This is a genomic window from Yoonia sp. R2-816 (genome assembly GCF_046762905.1).
In the GTDB taxonomy this organism is placed as follows: domain Bacteria; phylum Pseudomonadota; class Alphaproteobacteria; order Rhodobacterales; family Rhodobacteraceae; genus Yoonia.
On record NZ_JBKQXN010000182.1, the window covers coordinates 264,095 to 281,249 of the forward strand.

General features: G+C 57.5%; 19 protein-coding genes. 7 read left to right on the forward strand and 12 right to left on the reverse strand.

All coding sequences use genetic code 11. From position 1 onward, the window contains the following. The first annotated feature begins 103 nt into the window (after positions 1-103). The 6 genes from ACFWW2_RS09340 (at position 104) to ACFWW2_RS09365 (ending at position 7,079) form a co-directional block, all read left to right on the forward strand. On the forward strand, positions 104-1,501 hold the full coding sequence (locus ACFWW2_RS09340; RefSeq protein WP_393927716.1) for a 1-acyl-sn-glycerol-3-phosphate acyltransferase: 1,398 nt from the start codon (positions 104-106) through the stop codon (positions 1,499-1,501). Positions 1,502-1,622: 121 nt separating this feature from the next. After that, on the forward strand, positions 1,623-2,915 hold the full coding sequence (gene ccrA / locus ACFWW2_RS09345) for a crotonyl-CoA carboxylase/reductase (RefSeq protein WP_393927718.1): 1,293 nt from the start codon (positions 1,623-1,625) through the stop codon (positions 2,913-2,915). A 359-nt stretch (positions 2,916-3,274) separates the two neighbouring features. Then, on the forward strand, positions 3,275-4,066 hold the full coding sequence (locus tag ACFWW2_RS09350) for a helix-turn-helix transcriptional regulator (RefSeq protein ID WP_393927769.1): 792 nt from the start codon (positions 3,275-3,277) through the stop codon (positions 4,064-4,066). Between the two features lie 103 nt (positions 4,067-4,169). Further along, on the forward strand, positions 4,170-4,805 hold the full coding sequence (locus ACFWW2_RS09355; RefSeq protein ID WP_393927719.1) for an acyl-homoserine-lactone synthase: 636 nt from the start codon (positions 4,170-4,172) through the stop codon (positions 4,803-4,805). Positions 4,806-4,845: 40 nt separating this feature from the next. Further along, positions 4,846-6,372 (forward strand): ATP-dependent RecD-like DNA helicase, encoded by a 1,527-nt coding sequence (locus ACFWW2_RS09360; RefSeq protein WP_393927721.1) that lies wholly within the window; start codon positions 4,846-4,848, stop codon positions 6,370-6,372. After that, entirely contained in the window at positions 6,369-7,079 is a 711-nt protein-coding gene (locus tag ACFWW2_RS09365; RefSeq protein WP_393927724.1) for an SDR family oxidoreductase, read from the forward strand. The genes ACFWW2_RS09360 and ACFWW2_RS09365 overlap by 4 nt, the downstream gene beginning before the upstream one ends. Here ACFWW2_RS09365 and ACFWW2_RS09370 read toward each other — a convergent pair. From ACFWW2_RS09370 to ACFWW2_RS09425, 12 genes are all read right to left on the reverse strand, one after another. Further along, positions 7,076-7,825: a TIGR02186 family protein gene (locus ACFWW2_RS09370; protein ID WP_393927726.1), complete on the reverse strand. Its 750-nt coding sequence runs from the start codon at positions 7,823-7,825 to the stop codon at positions 7,076-7,078. The two genes, ACFWW2_RS09365 and ACFWW2_RS09370, sit on opposite strands and share 4 nt — an antisense overlap. Beyond that, complete coding sequence (locus tag ACFWW2_RS09375) at positions 7,822-8,739, reverse strand: sulfite exporter TauE/SafE family protein (RefSeq protein ID WP_393927728.1); 918 nt, start codon at positions 8,737-8,739, stop codon at positions 7,822-7,824. Before ACFWW2_RS09375 ends, ACFWW2_RS09370 begins: the two co-directional genes overlap by 4 nt. Before the next feature lie 135 nt (positions 8,740-8,874). Next, entirely contained in the window at positions 8,875-9,681 is an 807-nt protein-coding gene (locus tag ACFWW2_RS09380) for a purine-nucleoside phosphorylase (RefSeq protein ID WP_393927730.1), read from the reverse strand. Beyond that, on the reverse strand, positions 9,665-10,633 hold the full coding sequence (locus tag ACFWW2_RS09385; RefSeq protein ID WP_393927732.1) for an ABC transporter permease: 969 nt from the start codon (positions 10,631-10,633) through the stop codon (positions 9,665-9,667). The genes ACFWW2_RS09380 and ACFWW2_RS09385 overlap by 17 nt, the downstream gene beginning before the upstream one ends. After that, entirely contained in the window at positions 10,634-11,056 is a 423-nt protein-coding gene (locus ACFWW2_RS09390; RefSeq protein WP_393927734.1) for a hypothetical protein, read from the reverse strand. Next, entirely contained in the window at positions 11,053-12,147 is a 1,095-nt protein-coding gene (locus ACFWW2_RS09395) for an ABC transporter permease (RefSeq protein WP_393927736.1), read from the reverse strand. The genes ACFWW2_RS09390 and ACFWW2_RS09395 overlap by 4 nt, the downstream gene beginning before the upstream one ends. A 3-nt stretch (positions 12,148-12,150) precedes the next feature. Further along, positions 12,151-13,755, reverse strand: a complete 1,605-nt coding sequence (locus ACFWW2_RS09400) for an ABC transporter ATP-binding protein (RefSeq protein WP_393927738.1) — start codon at positions 13,753-13,755, stop codon at positions 12,151-12,153. After that, the gene (locus tag ACFWW2_RS09405) at positions 13,752-14,108 is read right to left on the reverse strand and encodes a molecular chaperone GroEL (RefSeq protein ID WP_393927739.1); all 357 of its coding nucleotides are present in this window, start codon (positions 14,106-14,108) and stop codon (positions 13,752-13,754) included. Before ACFWW2_RS09405 ends, ACFWW2_RS09400 begins: the two co-directional genes overlap by 4 nt. Positions 14,109-14,187: 79 nt before the next feature. Beyond that, complete coding sequence (locus tag ACFWW2_RS09410; protein WP_393927741.1) at positions 14,188-15,183, reverse strand: BMP family protein; 996 nt, start codon at positions 15,181-15,183, stop codon at positions 14,188-14,190. 191 nt (positions 15,184-15,374) lie between these two features. After that, positions 15,375-15,794 (reverse strand): GNAT family N-acetyltransferase, encoded by a 420-nt coding sequence (locus ACFWW2_RS09415; protein WP_393927743.1) that lies wholly within the window; start codon positions 15,792-15,794, stop codon positions 15,375-15,377. Next, positions 15,791-16,381: a tRNA (adenosine(37)-N6)-threonylcarbamoyltransferase complex dimerization subunit type 1 TsaB gene (tsaB, locus tag ACFWW2_RS09420; protein WP_393927745.1), complete on the reverse strand. Its 591-nt coding sequence runs from the start codon at positions 16,379-16,381 to the stop codon at positions 15,791-15,793. The genes ACFWW2_RS09415 and tsaB overlap by 4 nt, the downstream gene beginning before the upstream one ends. Continuing rightward, complete coding sequence (locus ACFWW2_RS09425; protein WP_393927747.1) at positions 16,371-16,934, reverse strand: NifU family protein; 564 nt, start codon at positions 16,932-16,934, stop codon at positions 16,371-16,373. The genes tsaB and ACFWW2_RS09425 overlap by 11 nt, the downstream gene beginning before the upstream one ends. Positions 16,935-16,964: 30 nt before the next feature. Here ACFWW2_RS09425 and ACFWW2_RS09430 point away from each other — a divergent pair. Continuing rightward, positions 16,965-17,155: hypothetical protein (locus tag ACFWW2_RS09430; RefSeq protein ID WP_393927748.1), on the forward strand; the 191-nt coding region annotated here is incomplete at its 3' end.

The window sequence follows — 17,155 nt, forward strand, 5'->3', positions numbered from 1 at the left end:
TGCGCGATGATGTCCATTATCGGACATTTTATGGCGCTGTCAATTCGCTGCGTTGCGGCATGACGGGATTTACCATCGCGACGTTCCCTGTCACGGTTCCATTATGACGCAGACCGTTTCCATGCCTCTTTGGGCGTTTGTACTGATTATCTTGTTTGCGGGTGTCACCTTTGCATCGCACTTCCTGTTTCCATCCGTCCGATGGTTTTTTCGCAAGCGAGCAGAGCGGGTAATCGCACGGGTCAATCAACGTTTGCAGCGCCCGATCGAGCCGTTCAAGCTGGCGCGCCGCTATGACATGATCCAGCGGCTGCTGTATGACCCGGAAGTCACGCAGGCGATTGTCGAACATTCCCAGACCCAGAAAGTGCCCGAGAATGTGGCGTTTGAACAGGCCCGCCGCTATGCGCGTGAAATCGTGCCATCCTTTTCGGCGACCGCCTATTTCAGCGTTGGGATCAGGCTGGCCCGCTGGCTGTCAAAATCACTCTATCGGATCAAGCTGGGAACACTGGACCGTAAGCGCCTGGCCGAGATTGACCCAAATGCCACCGTCATCTTTGTCATGAACCACCGCAGCAACATGGACTATGTATTGGTGACTTATCTTGCGGCCAATGCCGGGGCCTTGTCCTATGCCGTGGGGGAATGGGCGCGGGTCTGGCCGTTGTCCAGTGTGATCCGTGCGATGGGGGCCTATTTCATCCGGCGCAGATCGCGCGGCGCCCTTTATCGCAAGGTTCTGGCCCGCTATGTGCAGATGGCGACGCGTGGTGGTGTCAGCCAGGCGGTATTCCCCGAAGGCGGCTTGAGCCTGACGGGCAGGACCGCCCCACCCAAGCTGGGTTTGCTGAATTATATCATTGACGACTTTGATCCCGAAAAACGCGAGGTGATTTTTGTCCCTGTCGCCTTGAACTATGATCGCGTGCTGGAAGATACGTTCCTGATTGCGGCTGACAAAAACGCCAATCGCCGGTTTCGACCGCCGCTTTGGACGGTCATTCGCGGTGTCGGCGGTCATCTGGTGCAGCGTCTGCTGCGCCGTTTCAAGGGATTTGGCACGGCATCGGTCAGTTTCGGGGAGCCACTGGAGCTATCAGCATTTGTGCGTCCCGAAACCAGCGATCCTACAGAGGCAGTGGCGGAAGAACTGATGCGTCGCATCAATATCGTCATCCCGGTTCTTGGCGTTCCCTTGGTATCGCGACATCTGCTTGCCAACGATGGCATTGATCGGGCGGGGCTGGCGCAGCAGGTGACCGCATCAGTGGCGACACTGGCTGATCGAAAGGTGCCGTTTCCACGTCGTGATCCGGAAGAGGTCGTGAATGACGCGCTGGATCGCCTCATTGCGCGCGGGCTGGTGGAGGAAACTGGTGAGGTATTGACCGTGACACCCTCGGGACGAGACGTGCTTGTGTATTACGCCAACTCGATTTCGCATCATTTTGATGCAGATGCAGCAAAAACGGACCAAAATGCTGCAACTGCTGGGTAATTAAATTACAAAAAACTATCAAAAATGATTGCATAGTTACCCTTCCATCATATATCCAACTGGAAAGCACCCGATTCTGCGGTGCGGCAATGCACATGGAACCCTAGTGATGGAGACACAGATGGCCCTTGATCAATCTGCCCCGGCGGCAGCTTATACTGCCCCGCAAAAAGACCTGTATGAGGTGGGCGAGATGCCTCCGCTGGGCCATGTACCGGCAGAGATGTATGCGTGGACCATCCGCCGTGAGCGTCACGGTGAGCCGGAAAAAGCGTTCGAGGTCGAAGTGGTGGAATGCCCAAAGCCGGACAGTCACGAGGTTCTTGTCCTCGTCATGGCGGCCGGTGTGAATTATAATGGAGTATGGGCCGGTCTGGGCATTCCGATCAGCCCCTTTGATGTCCACAAGGCTGATTACCATATCGCTGGTTCTGACGCGTCCGGTATTGTCTGGGCGGTCGGCGACAAGGTCAAGCGCTGGAAAGTGGGCGATGAAGTCGTCATTCATTGCAATCAGGATGACGGCGATGACGAGCACTGTAATGGTGGTGATCCGATGTATTCACCGAGCCAGCGGATTTGGGGATACGAGACACCTGACGGGTCATTCGCACAGTTCACTTGCGTGCAGTCCCAACAGCTGATGCCACGCCCCCAACACCTGACCTGGGAGGAAAGCGCGTGCTACACGCTGACCCTCGCTACGGCTTATCGGATGCTGTTCGGCCATGAACCACATGACCTCAAGCCGGGCCAGAACGTTCTGGTCTGGGGGGCCTCGGGCGGTCTGGGCTCTTATGCCATCCAGCTGATCAACACCGCAGGTGCAAATGCGATCGGTGTCATCAGCGACGAAAGCAAACGGGAATTTGTGATGTCGCTGGGGGCGAAAGGGGTCATCAACCGGAATGATTTCAAGTGTTGGGGCCAGATGCCGACGGTGAACACCCCGGAATATAAGGAATGGTTCACGGAAACACGCAAATTTGGCAAGGCCATCTGGGACATCACCGGCAAGGGCGTGAATGTGGACATGGTGTTCGAACACCCAGGTGAGGCAACGTTCCCGGTGTCGACTTTTGTGGTCAAACGCGGCGGTATGGTCGTGATTTGCGCTGGTACCACTGGTTACAACCTGACCATGGATGCCCGGTACATGTGGATGCATCAGAAACGGCTGCAAGGTAGCCACTTTGCCAATCTCAGACAGGCCAGTGCGGCCAACAACCTGATGGTCGAGCGGCGGTTGGACCCGTGCATGTCAGAAGTCTTTAGCTGGGATGAAATTCCAGCGGCCCACACCAAGATGCGCAAGAACGAACATAAGCCCGGCAATATGGCGGTGCTTGTGCAATCACCACAGGTGGGGCTGCGCACGTTTGAGGATACTGTCGAGGCGTCGCAAAACCGCTGAATGCGGGCCGCCAAAGCATCAGGGGCTTAGGATATCACGTCCTGAGCCCCTTATTTATTGGTTAATTTGGCCGATTCTGAACAACGGAGCTGTCTACTCGCTATTTTTGGGGGGTATGAAGATGCGAGTAAGTATTACAGAGTCTAAATGCTACTATAAGTTGTTAACGCTCCGTTAATCATTAATAGAGAGACTAGTAATGGGACATGAATGGATCATCGACGTTCTCGCCGACTTGAAATCCTTCGCTAAGCAAAATGACCTGCCTTTGTTGGCAGTTCAACTCGAAGATACAGCGCTGGTCGCGTCGGCAGAGATCGCAACTGTGGTTGGAAACACGTCTCCAATGACGCGAGGAGATTGTGCTGGAACTCGACCAATTTTTACAAGCACTGGAGCAGGCAGACGCGCTTGAACAGATCCATGATCTGACAGTGGGGCTGCGTGACCAGTTTCAGATTGATCATGTGGTGTACCACTGGGTCAGCGCGGATGGTGAACAATACGGATTTGGGACATACGATCCGGCTTGGGCACAGCGCTACTCCGAAAAGGAATACTTGCGCATAGATCCGGTGATCGTCGGTTGCTTTCAGCGCTTTGATCCGGTGGACTGGAAAAGGCTGGACTGGTCATCAAAGGCCGCGCAGGCCTTTCGAAAAGATGCAATTGCGCATGGTGTTGGAAATCAAGGATTTTCCATTCCCATTCGCGGCCCGAATGGGCAACTTGCCTTGTTGACCGCATCGCATACCACCGATGATGAATCATGGGCGGAATTCATGGAAGCCCATCAACGCGAATGGATTCTTATCGCCCACTACCTCAATCAGAAAGCCCTGCAGCTTGAAAAAGGTCGGACACCAGAACCGGTCAGGGCGCTGTCACCGCGCGAAACAGATGCGCTGACCTATCTGGGCATGGGGTATAGCCGCGGACAGGTGGCCGATCTGCTGAATATCTCGGAACACACCTTGCGCGCCTATATCGAAAGCGCGCGGTTCAAACTCGGGGCGCTGAACACGACCCATGCAGTCGCACGGGCAATCACTGAAGGTCTGATCGTTGTCGGCGGTGCTGCGCGGGCAGCGGCCGGCGGCTGGCCTGGCCGGGAAGAGGGCGAAAAGATCGCCAAGTCTGCGGCTGGTTAACAATCCTTAATGATTCGTTAACACGGCGCCCGGGCCGTTAACCGTTGATGTGATCCGGCATCCTACCTTGTTGCCATTCGGTAATCGTTCAAAGGGTAGCAGCATGCTTCGTTATATCTACGCTAATGAGTTGTCTCAGTTTCCGGTTCTGCAGGCATCCATGCATCGTGACCGGGCCGTCCAATTCTCAGAACGTCTGAAATGGGCTGTCACGGTCGATGAAATGGGATGGGAGCGTGACGAATATGACGATATGAACCCGCTTTACGTGATCTGGGCCAATCCCGACGGTACCCATGGCGGATCCATGCGGTTCCTGCCAACAACAGAGCGGACCATGGTCAATGATCATTTCGCAGAACTGCTGAATGGTGAAGACATCCGCAGCCCATTCATTTGGGAGTGTACCCGTTTCTGCCTTGGTCAGAAATCCACCCCGCGTGTGGCTGCCGCGATGATGCTGGCGGGGGGTGAATTGATGCGGGCATTTTCATTAACCCATCTGCTCGGCGTATTTGATCCCAGAATGGTGCGCATCTATTCAATGATTGGCGCCTCGCCCGAAATATTGGGCAGTGCTGGCGAAGGCCGCGACAAGATCAGTGTCGGATTGTGGCCGTTCCGGGCCGAGGATCGGGTCAAGGTCCTGCGCCGCGCCGGGCTGTCGTCCGAGATTTCGGAACACTGGTTCAACCGCTCGTTCGGACGGTCGGTGCTGGAATTGCAGAAGGCCGCCTAATCCACTGGCAGCGCCGCGACGGTCCAGATACTGTCGCGGCATGAACGCGCCCACCATCACATTTTCTGACGATCAGGCAGAGGCCTGGGATAGTGTTGCCGTTGCCTTGCGACAGGCGGGCGTCGATCTGGAAGACAGCCTGCTACAGCCCCCGCAATCCGATGCGAGTTCGGTCATGGCTGTTATTGGCAAGGCGGGATCGGGCAAAACCATGTTGTTGGCCCGGCTTTATCAGGCGCTGGATGAGGCGGGCGTCGATGTTATCTCCGGCGATTGGGAAGGGCGCAAGCGCCGGGATCGCAGGACGCTTGCCATCCTTGCGCCCACGAACAAAGCCGCCAGCGTCCTGCGCAATCGTGGCGTGCCGGCAACGACAATCCACCGTATTCTTTATACGCCTGTCTATGACCCGGAATATGAAAAGGTGGCAGAGTGGCTGGCGGGGCATGGCGACCGGCCCGAAATCGAAGGGCTGACCGATGTCGCCCTTGATCGCGCCCATGCCTCGTATCAGACCAACAAGTCCATTCCGGCGGCGTTGGCCGCTGCCGGGTTGCGCGGCAGTGATTTCATTACCGGCTGGAAGCGTCGTGAAGAGCCCTTGGACATTGGCTTTGTCGATGAAAGCTCCATGCTGGATGAAAAGCAGTTCGAGGACCTCAAAGAGATCTTTCCGACGTTGCTGCTGTTCGGTGACCCCGCACAGCTGCCGCCGGTTCAGTCCACCGGAGGCATGGTTTTTGAAACCCTGCCGGAACAGCGGGTTCTGAGCCTCAATCGCATTCACCGGCAGGATGCTGGCAACCCGATCCTTGATCTGGCCCATGCGCTGGCTGACCCTCAGCTTGATTTCCATGCCTTCGAACGCATGGTCGAAGATGCCGCCAAATCCGACGAACGTGTCGTGATGGCACAGCGGGTCGAGGCTGATCTGATGGCACGTTCCCCCTGTCTGGTCTGGCGCAACGCGACACGTATCCGGTTGATCCATGCGTTCCGCGCAGCCTTTGGTGCCCCGCCTGACGAATTGCTTGCGGGCGAGCCGTTGATTTGCGACGGCATTGAATTGCCGCTCAAACATCGCAAGAAGCGGCTCGACCTTGAGGCGCGCGGACTGATCAAGGGCGCGCAGGTCATCTATCTGGGGCCGGGCAAACGCCCGGGTTTCTCAAAGCTGTTTGTCATGGGTGCCGAAGACCCGCAGGTTGGCGTCGCCAGCATCGTCAAGATCGAACAGGAAGGGGAGGAAGAGCCGTTCATCCCTTTCGCCGCCCGCATGGGGGCGACGTTTCTGCACGGCGCCTCAGTGACCATTCACAAAGCACAGGGGTCGCAATGGGACACAGTGCAGGTCTTCGCCCCTGATATCTACGCCGCATCACGCATGGGCCGGGTCGAGGCCGGGCAACCATTGTGGAAACGCCTTGCCTATGTGGCCATTACGCGGGCGGAGACGCAGTTGCGCTGGGTTGTGCGGAACCGTCTGGCGCGGCCACAGGGCGTCTTGCGGGTGGATGATCTGGAAGCACCGGCGACCGCCTTGGAACTGAAGAGTGAAGAGATATGAAAAGCATCATCATCACGGGGGCCAGCAGCGGCATTGGCCGTATGACAGCCGAGCATTTTCTGGCGAATGGATGGCGTGTGGGGTTGATCGCGCGCCGTGCGGATGTGCTTGGCGACATCACGCATGACAACGCCGTTCCTTTGCCCTGCGATGTGACGGATGAGGCGGCGGTCGACACGGCTTTCGACAGGTTCGGATATCTGGATGTGTTGTTCAACAACGCGGGCATGTTCGGCCCGCAGACAACGATTGATGAAATCGCGCTGGCTGATTGGCAAAAGGTTGTCGATGTGAACCTGACGGGCATGTTCCTGTGTGCCCGTGCTGGCTTTCGCCAGATGCGGCATCAGACGCCGCAAGGCGGGCGGATTATCAACAATGGGTCAATCTCGGCCCATACCCCGCGCGAGGGGTCAACCTGCTATACCACAACCAAACATGGCGTCTCTGGGCTAACCAAGACGTTGTCGCTTGATGGCCGCGCCTTCAATATCGCCTGCGGTCAGATTGATATCGGCAACGCCCGGACCGATCTGGTGACAACTCTTGAAAAAACACGCGCCGCCCAGGGGCTTGATCCGTTGCCCAGCATGGCAGTGGAAGATGTGGCGCGGGCCGTATTTCACATGGCGTCTTTGCCGCCAGAGGCGAATGTGCAATCCATGATGATCATGGCGACCAAGATGCCACATATCGGCCGGGGTTAACGGCGCAGCAGGCTAAACGCGGCCGACGCAAGCCAACCCGCAGCAATTGCAATCGAAAGCGACATCAGACCGTAGATCAGCGCATTTTCATGGGCGAGGTTGTAAAGCCAGCGTTCCAGCCCGACTTTCTGCACCGGAATAACGGCGATGTATTCATCAATGACCCGACCATTGCGCGTCAGAAAGATATGCGCCTCATAATCCCCTTCGGTCAGGTTTGCTGGCAGGGTGATCGCAGTCCGAAACAGCGTCTCATCCTCCAGATCAACCGCACCTTCAAGAACCTGATAAAGATCATTGCCCGCACGAATGCGGATGAGGGCTTGTGTAAATGCCTCACTATCGCCCACTTCGGCCCCGACAGACCGGATCGCCCGCGGGATCGTGATGCGATAGCGCAGATCTTCAATATCGCGCAGCACATCCCGCATCGGGGCAGTCGTGGCGACTGCGTAGAATGATGGGGCGGCATCCACCTCGACACTGTCGGTGTTCACCCAGATGCCAACCCTGCGATCCTTGCGGCGCACCATGACCGGATGATCAGGACCCGCGACAGTGACAATCACACCAAGCTCGCTTTTGTCAGGGATCGGCGCCTCACGCTTGATCGCGCCAAAGATCAAAATTTCGGACCCTTCAAACGTGGCCGTGATGGCGACCTGATCACGGCTGAGGCCCAGCACGATCTCTTCGGCTTTGGCGGGCAATGCGAGTATCAGGAACAGAGCGATGAGGCGGATCATGAATGGCCCCCTGTTCCCAGGGAGTAAAGCTCTGCCGGCTGCACGAGCAGATCAAATGCCAACTTGCCACAAACCGCGAGCACCATCAGTGCGAGCAGAATGCGGAGCTGTTCGGCCTTCATCTTGACCCCGATGCGGGTGCCGATCTGTGCGCCGATCACGCCGCCCACCAGCAACAAAACCGCCAGAACAACGTCCACGGTATAGTTGGTCGTTGCATGCAACAAAGTGGTGAACGCAGTGACAAAGATGATCTGGAACAGCGACGTGCCCACAACCACCTTTGTGGGCATCCCCAACAGATAGATCATGGCCGGCACCATGATAAAGCCGCCACCGACACCCATGATCGCGGCCAGAACACCGACCAGCACGCCAACCATCAGCGGCGGAATGATCGAGATATAAAGGCCCGACACCCGGAACTTCATCTTGAAGGGCAGGTTATGCACCCAGTTATGCTTGCGCCGTGTGGGTTTCGCCCCCGGTTTCTTGGATTTGCGGATCGCGTTAAGGCTTTCGATAAACATCAAAGAGCCGATCATGCCAAGAAACACCACATAGCAAAGCTGGACCAGCAGTTCGACCTGACCCAGCGCCTTGAGGTAATTGAACAGAATGATCCCCAAGCCCGACCCTATCAGACCGCCGATAAGCAGCACCGTCCCCATTTTGAGATCGACAGTTTTTCGTTTCAGGTGGGCGAGAACACCGGAAAAAGACGAGGCCACAATCTGGTTGGCTTCTGTCGCCACGGCCACGGCCGGCGGGATGCCAATAAAGAACAAGAGTGGCGTCATCAGAAAGCCGCCGCCCACGCCGAACATACCCGATAATACGCCCACAATGCCGCCCAGCCCGAGTAACAGGAAGACATTCACCGAGACCTCGGCGATGGGAAGGTAAATCTGCATGAACTGGTCCGGGGCGCTTGTGCCGCTGGCCGCAACAAAGACCTTTGTGACCGTTCTGTCAAATCCCGCTCGCGGAAATATGCTGCAATCGCAGCATTTCCGCCACGTGGAGTCATCACTGTGGCAAAACTGGACCTACTTCAGGTCTTGCAGAAACCTGCGCAGCACCTTCTCCAGCTTTGCGGCCCCGATGGGTGCCATTGCCTTGGTGTGTTCGTGACTGATGGATTCATCGCTCATCCCGGCGGCCATATTCGTGATGGTCGAAATTGCAGCGGCCTTCAGGCCGAGAAACCGAGCCAGGATCACCTCTGGCACGGTCGACATGCCAACCGCATCGGCCCCCAGCATGGCGATCGCCTTAATCTCGGCGGGGGTTTCAAACGATGGCCCGGAATACCAGGCATAGACACCATCTGCCATGTTGGTACCCGTCGCATCGGCAGCCGCCCGTAGGGCGCCCCGAATGTCAGGATCATATGCGTCTTTCATGGGAACAAAGCGGGCATCTGTCGGTTCCCCAATCAGCGGGTTCAGGCCGGAGAAATTGATATGGTCTGACAGGCACATGATCGACCCGGTCGGCATATCAGTCCGCATCGAGCCCGCCGCATTGGTCGCAATCACCGTATCGGCCCCCAGCGCGCGCAGCACCTCCAGCGGCAGCCGCATCGCATCGGCCCGCCCTCGTTCATAGTAATGCGACCGCCCGCCAAAAACGGCAACGCGCACGCCCTCCAATTCGCCAATCACCAGATTGGGGTTATGGCCGGACACGCCAGCATGGGGAAATTCGGGCAACTCATCATAGGGAATGGCGACACCATCGACAGTGTCCGCAATATGACCAAGGCCCGAACCAAGGATCAGACCGACGCGAACCGGCGCATCGCCCGCCACCTGCCTGATCTGATCGGCAAGCGCCTCAGCGTTCTTTGACATAAGGTTCGCCCCCAGCGCGCGGTGGGATCGCCTTGCCCACGAAACCGGCCAAGATAACCACAGTCAGGATGTATGGCAGAACGTCCAGAAGCTGACCATTGACCTGGAACCCCAGCACACCTTCGATCACGTCAGAGCGCAGGGACATGGCCTGCAGGAAGCCGAACAGCAGGCAGGCATAAAGTGCATACCAAGGACGCCATTTGGCGAAAATCAGGGCGGCTAGCGCGATGAAGCCACGTCCGGCGCTCATATCCTTGACGAAACCGGCCTGCAGAGCTGTCGCCAGATAGGCCCCGGCAATCCCGCAGAGAATCCCGCAGATCGCGACGGCCGAGTACCGCAGAAAGACCACTGAAACACCCGCGGTGTCGACGGCAGCCGGGTTTTCGCCAACTGCGCGCAAGCGCAGGCCAAAGCGGGTTCGAAAAAGGATCCACCAGGTGAGGGGCACCATCAAAATTGCAATATAGACAAGGATCGTATGGCCCGAAATCAGTTCGTAATAGATTGAGCCGAATACCGGAACGTCACGCAGCGCCTCGGCAAAGGGCAGTTCAATGGGATTAAATCGCGCATCGCCCGCCAGCTGCGGGGTGCGCCCACCCTGACGGAACCAGCTTTGCGCAATCACAACCGTTAGCCCTGCGGCGAGAAAGTTTATCGCGACACCGGAAATCAGCTGATTGCCCCGAAACGTGATCGAGGCGAGACCATGCACAATAGACAGAATGATCGACGCGCCAATGCCCGCCAAAAGACCAAGCCAGACACTGCCGGAAACAGCGGCAATAGCTGCCGACAGAAACGCCGCCGCCAGCATTTTCCCTTCCAGCCCGATATCAAAGATACCGGCCCGCTCTGAATAAAGGCCTGCAAGACAGGCCAGCAGAAGCGGGGTTGCCAGACGCACGGTGGCGTCCAGCATCTGCAGAAGGGTCGCAAAGTCCATTTAGGCCACTTTCTCCATCAGGAACGGGAACAGGGCAAAGAACCGGTCAGCCACCTCTGGATTGCGTCGCAGCGCATCTTCAGCCTCGGCCTGGGTGATGTCATTGGCCTGCGTGCGATCGACCCGCAGAAAGAACTGCAGCCCCAGCATTGCATCGAACCGGTCATCGGTGATGAACGGATCATGCGGAATACGGCGCATCACAGCCTGATTGGGGCGAAAGACATTGGTCCGGTTCTTGACGGCCAAGAGGGCCACCAGATGTGGGGGCACGTCGCCGCCGGGGGTCTGATCGATCACGTGGTGAATCCATTGGTGGAATTCGTCCATCGTGATCATGCCAAGTGCCAGACAACTGAGCACAAAGCCCAGATCGGCACCGGTGTCATCCTCGACACCGATTTTATATGGTCCTGCCATCATTGTTTTGCTCTCCTCATTGATAGGAATAGCCGCTCGAGCGGCATGCGCACCATGTTATCCAGTGCGCCCGTGAACAGGATCACCAATGCCTGTATTACGATGATCAGTTCCCGGGGGATCGACGTCCATAGGGCGAGTTCTGCGCCGCCTTGATATAGAAAGCCGAAAAGAAGGGCCGCAAGGAACACCCCAAACGGGTGGCTGCGCCCCATGAGTGCGACGGCGATGCCTATAAAGCCAGCGCCCTCGACTGCGTTCAGAACCAGCCGTTCGGCCTCGCCCTGTACGTTATTGATGGCCATCATGCCGGCGAGCCCGCCTGAGATAAGCATGGAGACCATGATGATCTTGGTCGGGCTGATGCCCGCATATTTCGCGGCCGATTCCGAATTCCCAAAAGCCCGGATTTCATAGCCAAGCCGTGTGCGCCAGATCAGCGCCCAAAGGCCAACGCAGGCCGCCAGAGCCACAAAGAACGTGACGTTTGCAGGCGCACCGCGAAACAACGTGGCTTCGCCAGAGCTGAACATGTCCTGGAAGGATGGCAGATGCGTGGCCTCGGGGAATTTGGCAGAGGCCGGTTCCATTGATCCCGGCACCTTGAGTGCGCCAATCAGAAAATAGTTCAGCAGGGCGGCTGCAATGAAGTTGAACATGATCGTGGTGATCACGATATGGCTGCCCCGTTTGGCCTGCAGAAAGGCGGGGATCGCAGCCCAGGCAGCACCAAAAAGAGCGGCACCGATAATGCAGCCCAGCAAGGCCAGCGTCCAATGTGGCCACGGAATGAACAGACAGACAACCGCCACACCCAGGCCACCCAGCAGCGCCTGGCCTTCACCGCCGATATTGAACATGCGGGCGTGAAAGGCGATGGCGACAGCCAGCCCCGTAAAGATGAAGTTGGTCGTGTAATACAGCGTATAACCCCAGCCATAGGTCGACCCCAGCGCCCCCGATACCATTAGTTTCAGCGCTTCCCATGGATTTTCACCAATGGCGAGGATCACTAACGCAGACAGGATCGCCGCCAAAAGGATCGAAATCAGCGGGATCAGGACGACATCGGCCCATTTTGGCATCACATCCATGCCTCAGACCCCTTTGGCCGCGACACTGCCAGCGGTGGCAAGTTTGCCCTCGACCGCTTCGTGCAATGGCCCCTTCGGCTCGGTCGTCATCCCTGCCATGAGAAGACCAAGCTCTTTTTCGTTCGTTTCGTTAGGCATCCGCTCGCCCATCATTTTTCCGTCAAACATAACGGCGATCCGGTCCGAGAGCGACAAAATTTCCTCTAACTCCACAGAAACTAACAAGATTGCCTTGCCCTGATCCCTAAGTGCAACAATCTGCTGGTGGATAAATTCGATAGCACCAATGTCCACACCTCGTGTCGGTTGGCCCACAAGCAGCAGGTCAGGATTGCGTTCAATCTCGCGGGCGAGCACGATTTTCTGCTGGTTTCCGCCGGAAAAACTCTTGGCGGCGAGTTTCGGGTCGGGCGGGCGCACATCAAAACGGGCCATCTTTTCTTCGGTATCTTTCCGGATAGCGGCGTTATCCATGAACAGCCGGGATTTCTGATACTCATCGGCATGGTGATAGCCAAAAGCGGTGTTTTCCCAGGCTGTATAGTCCATGATCAGCCCTTCGCGCTGCCGATCCTCTGGCACATGGGCGATCCCGCGCAGGCGGCGGCTTTGGCCGTCGGACTTGGCACCGGTCAGGTCAATTTCTTCCCCATTGACTCTGATGGACCCGGTCGCCCTTTCATAACCGCCCAAAACCTCAAGCAGCTCTGACTGCCCATTCCCAGCCACACCGGCAATCCCGAGGATTTCACCGGCATGCACATCAAAACTGATACCCTTCAGGCGATGCACGCCCTTTTCGTCGGTCACGTTCAGGTCGCGCACTTCCAGGATTTTGCGCCCGATCTGGGCCGGGGCCTTGTCGACCCGCAGCAGGACCTTGCGGCCCACCATAAGTTCAGCCAGTTCCGGCGGGCTGGTTTCAGACGTCTTGACAGTCGCGGTCATCTCGCCACGTCGCATGACGCTGACAGTGTCAGTGATTTCCATAATCTCGCGCAGCTTGTGCGTGATCAGAATGATCGTCTTGCCCTCGCGCTTGAGGTTTTCAAGGATGCGGAACAGGTGGTCGGCTTCGGCGGGGGTCAGTACGCCGGTCGGCTCATCCAGGATTAAGATATCGGCTTTGCGATAAAGCGCCTTGAGGATTTCCACCCGCTGCTGCATGCCCACGCCCACATCCTGAATGACCGCATCCGGATCCACATTCAGTTCGTACTCCTGGGCAAGGTTCTTCAATTCCCGGCGCGCCCGGGTCAGCGAAGGGCGCAACAGACCGCTATCCTCGGCGCCGAGAATGACGTTCTCGAGCACGGTGAAGTTTTCGACCAGTTTGAAGTGCTGGAACACCATGCCGATGCCCGCAGCAATGGCCGCCTGACTATCGGGAATTGCAGTTTTCTGACCGGAGATAAAGATTTCGCCCGCGTCAGCCTTATAAAACCCGTACAAAATCGACATCAGGGTTGATTTTCCCGCGCCGTTCTCTCCGATAATGCCGTGGATGGTGCCGGGCATCACCCGGATCGAAATATCCTTGTTCGCCTGGACCGGGCCAAACGCCTTGGAAATGCCTTTCAGTTCAATGGCGGGCGCTTGTTCGGTCATGATGGCAATCCTGTTCCGACAAAGCCCACCATGCGGGTGATCAGCCCGTCATCGCCACGTTCCACGAAATACTGGCCGGTCTGCTGCATGCCATCAGACATCTTGAAAAGGATCGTGGCCCGGGTCACGCCATCGCGCTCAGACGCGTCAGCGACCTCTGCGACTGCACCCGGTGCGGATTTTGCAAACATGCCGACATATTCGGCGATGGCGTCGGGGCCGGACAGCGGTGCCTCGGTGCGCGGATCGGTGTAGAGGGCCTTGGCATCAACGGCACTTTGAATGGCTGAAATGCGCGCGTCATGATCTGACATTCCCCATGCTTCGAAAAATATCGTTATGCTATCTGCCATCTCATCGCTCCGTTTGCTGTGCAAAGGGCCGCGGCTGTTCCCAGCGCGGCCCTTCGTTGTCTTGGCCTAGAAGGCAGTCTTAGAAGTCGAGAGCTGGGCAGCTTTCGTCGCTGGAATAGTCATGCACAACCAGCGTACCGGCCGCCATTTCTGCAGCGGCAGCATCGACAGCGGCCTTCATCTCGTCAGACACAAGCTCTGCGTTGAATTCGTCAAGCGCATAACCCACACCTTCGTTGGCCACGCCCATAACGTTGAAGCCGGTTTCAAGGTCAGCGCCCTGTGACATGGCTTCATAAACCGCGTTGTCCACGCGCTTCATCATCGATGTCAGAACCTCGCCAGGGTGCAGGTAGTTCTGGTTGGCATCCACACCGATGGACAGGATATCTTCGTCAGCAGCGGTCTGCAACACGCCGACGCCGGTACCACCAGCGGCAGCAAACACAACGTCAGAACCCTGGCTGATCTGGGCCAGCGTCAGTTCGGACCCTTTCACCGGGTCGTTCCAGGCGGCCGGTGTCGTGCCGGTCATGTTTGCGATCACATTTGCATCTGCATTCACCGCCTTGACGCCTTGGGCATAACCACAAGCAAACTTGCGGATCAGCGGGATGTCCATGCCACCAACAAAGGAGACCGTGCCGGTTTCAGACGCCATCGCCGCCATCATGCCAACCAGATAAGACCCTTCATGTTCGTTGAACACGACGGAGCGGACATTTGGCGCATCAACAACCATGTCAATGATTGCAAACTTGGTATCGGGATAGTCAGCGGCCACTTCGGCCAGCGGTGTCGCCCATGAAAAACCGGCCATAACAATCGGGTTGGCACCTGATTCAGCGAAACGGCGGATCGCCTGTTCGCGCTGGGCGTCAGACTGGATTTCCACTTCGGCATAGGAACCACCGGTTTCCTGCGCCCAACGCTCTGCCCCGTTATAGGCGCTTTCGTTGAAGGACTTGTCGAACTTGCCGCCAAGATCGAACAGGATGGCAGGGTCGGCTGCAACGGCACCGGCCGACAGGGCCAATGCGGCAGAAGCGCCGAGGAATTTTTGCATAAGGGTCATTTATCGTCTCCCAGGTCGTTGAACTACAGGGTGACCCGTGACCATTGCCGGTCACCCCGATGAAAGTCGAGCCGGTCGTTGCCGGTCCATCACAGGATAAGGCCTGTCTACGCGGGGAATATCAACCGGTTTTTGGTGAACAAGGCAGGAACGAGCCCGGAAATGCCCATTATTTGGGGGCTGACCTTTGGTCAATCACCTATCAGTTGTTTGCGCAACACCAGCGCGGCCACAGGCGCGCTATCTTTGGGCAGATAATAGCCCGGCCTGCGGCCGACCTGGGCATAGCCGGCGATATCGTAAAGCGCTCTGGCCGCCGTGTTGTCTTCGGCCACCTCCAGAAACATGGATGCCGCACCAGCATCCGCCGCTGCGATCTCTGCCATGTTCAACACGGATCGGGCCAGACCTTGCCGCCGGCGCGCGGGATGAGTGGCGAGGGTGAGCAATTCCGCCTCATCCAGCGTCACGCGGATCAGGGCAAAACAGCTGTCATCACCACACGCCACTGTGCCGGGCTGGGCCAAAAGGGCCGCGAACTCGGCCTCTGACCAGGCCCGCGTCGCGCTGAAGGCGGTTGCGTGCAGCGTCGCCAGTGTCTCGGGCGTCATGGCAGGATCGTGGGCGCCGGATCGCGTGGCGGGGCGGCATCCGCATCACGTATATAAAGCGGCGCGGGTCGCGGATTATCGTCCCCCAACCGCTCTGCGGCAATCCGGGCCACCGCGCTGATCAGCTTGGCGGGCGCAGACAGTGACATCATCGCAGGCAATGCATCCTTACCCATCAATGCTGGCTTGGACGCACTACCGTCTGCGTCAAAAAACTGGACATAGGCCTGATCGCGCGGGGCCGGAATAATCGCCGTGAAGGGCCGTGTGGCACCATAGGCACGCGCCGCAAACCCATCGACCCCGATAGCCGGTTTACCCAGACCAAGCGCCAGCCCACGGGCGGCGGAAACCGCAATGCGAATACCGGTGAAATTCCCCGGGCCGGTCCCGACACCAATGCCGTCAAGATCGGCCCAGCCAATCCCGGCCTTTGCCACCATCTGCTCCAGCATGGGCATCAAATGTTCGGCCTGTCCCTTGGCCATTTCATCAACTCGGGTCACGATGCTATCGCCCAACAGCAAAGCGGCGGCGCAATGCGCCGCCGATGTATCAAATGCAATCAGCTTGACGTCAGGCGGCAACCGGGCGCACCTCGACCACTTCGGGGATGTAGTGGCGCAACAGGTTCTCAATCCCCATTTTCAAGGTCAGGGTCGATGATGGGCAACCGGCACAGGCCCCCTGCATGTGCAGATAGACGATGCCACGATCAAAGCCGTGAAACGTAATGTCGCCCCCGTCCTGTGCCACGGCAGGGCGCACGCGGGTATCCAGCAACTCCTTGATCTGGCCCACGATTTCGCTGTCTTCACCGGAATGTTCGGCGTGGCCGCTGGCGGGTTTATGATCGTCGGCCATCACCGGCTGGCCAGACTGGTAATGTTCCATGATCGCACCCAGAATACCGGGTTTGATATGATCCCATTCCACGTTGTCTTCTTTGGTCACAGTCACAAAATCGATGCCAAAGAACACGCCCGTGACACCGCCGGTGGCAAAGATACGCTTGGCCAATGGCGAGTTTTCCGCAGCTTCCGCACTTGGAAAATCGGCTGTGCCGACCTCAAGCACATTCTGGCCGGGCAGGAATTTGAGTGTTGCGGGATTTGGGGTCGATTCAGTCTGAATGAACATCGGGCCAACCTTTTTTGTCAGGCTTTAGATATGCGCCTCGCACTGTGGCAAGTCAAGGTTTGGAATGGTTCTAAACTACAAAAAAAGGCCGGTCCTCCAGTGATGGCCGGCCTTTTTGTGGGATGGGGTGTTTGCTTAGTTGACGTCGAATGGTTTGGACGCGACGACTTCACCGTCGATCTTGATCAGGGCGATCACGTCGCGGGTCTGGGGCAGGCCTG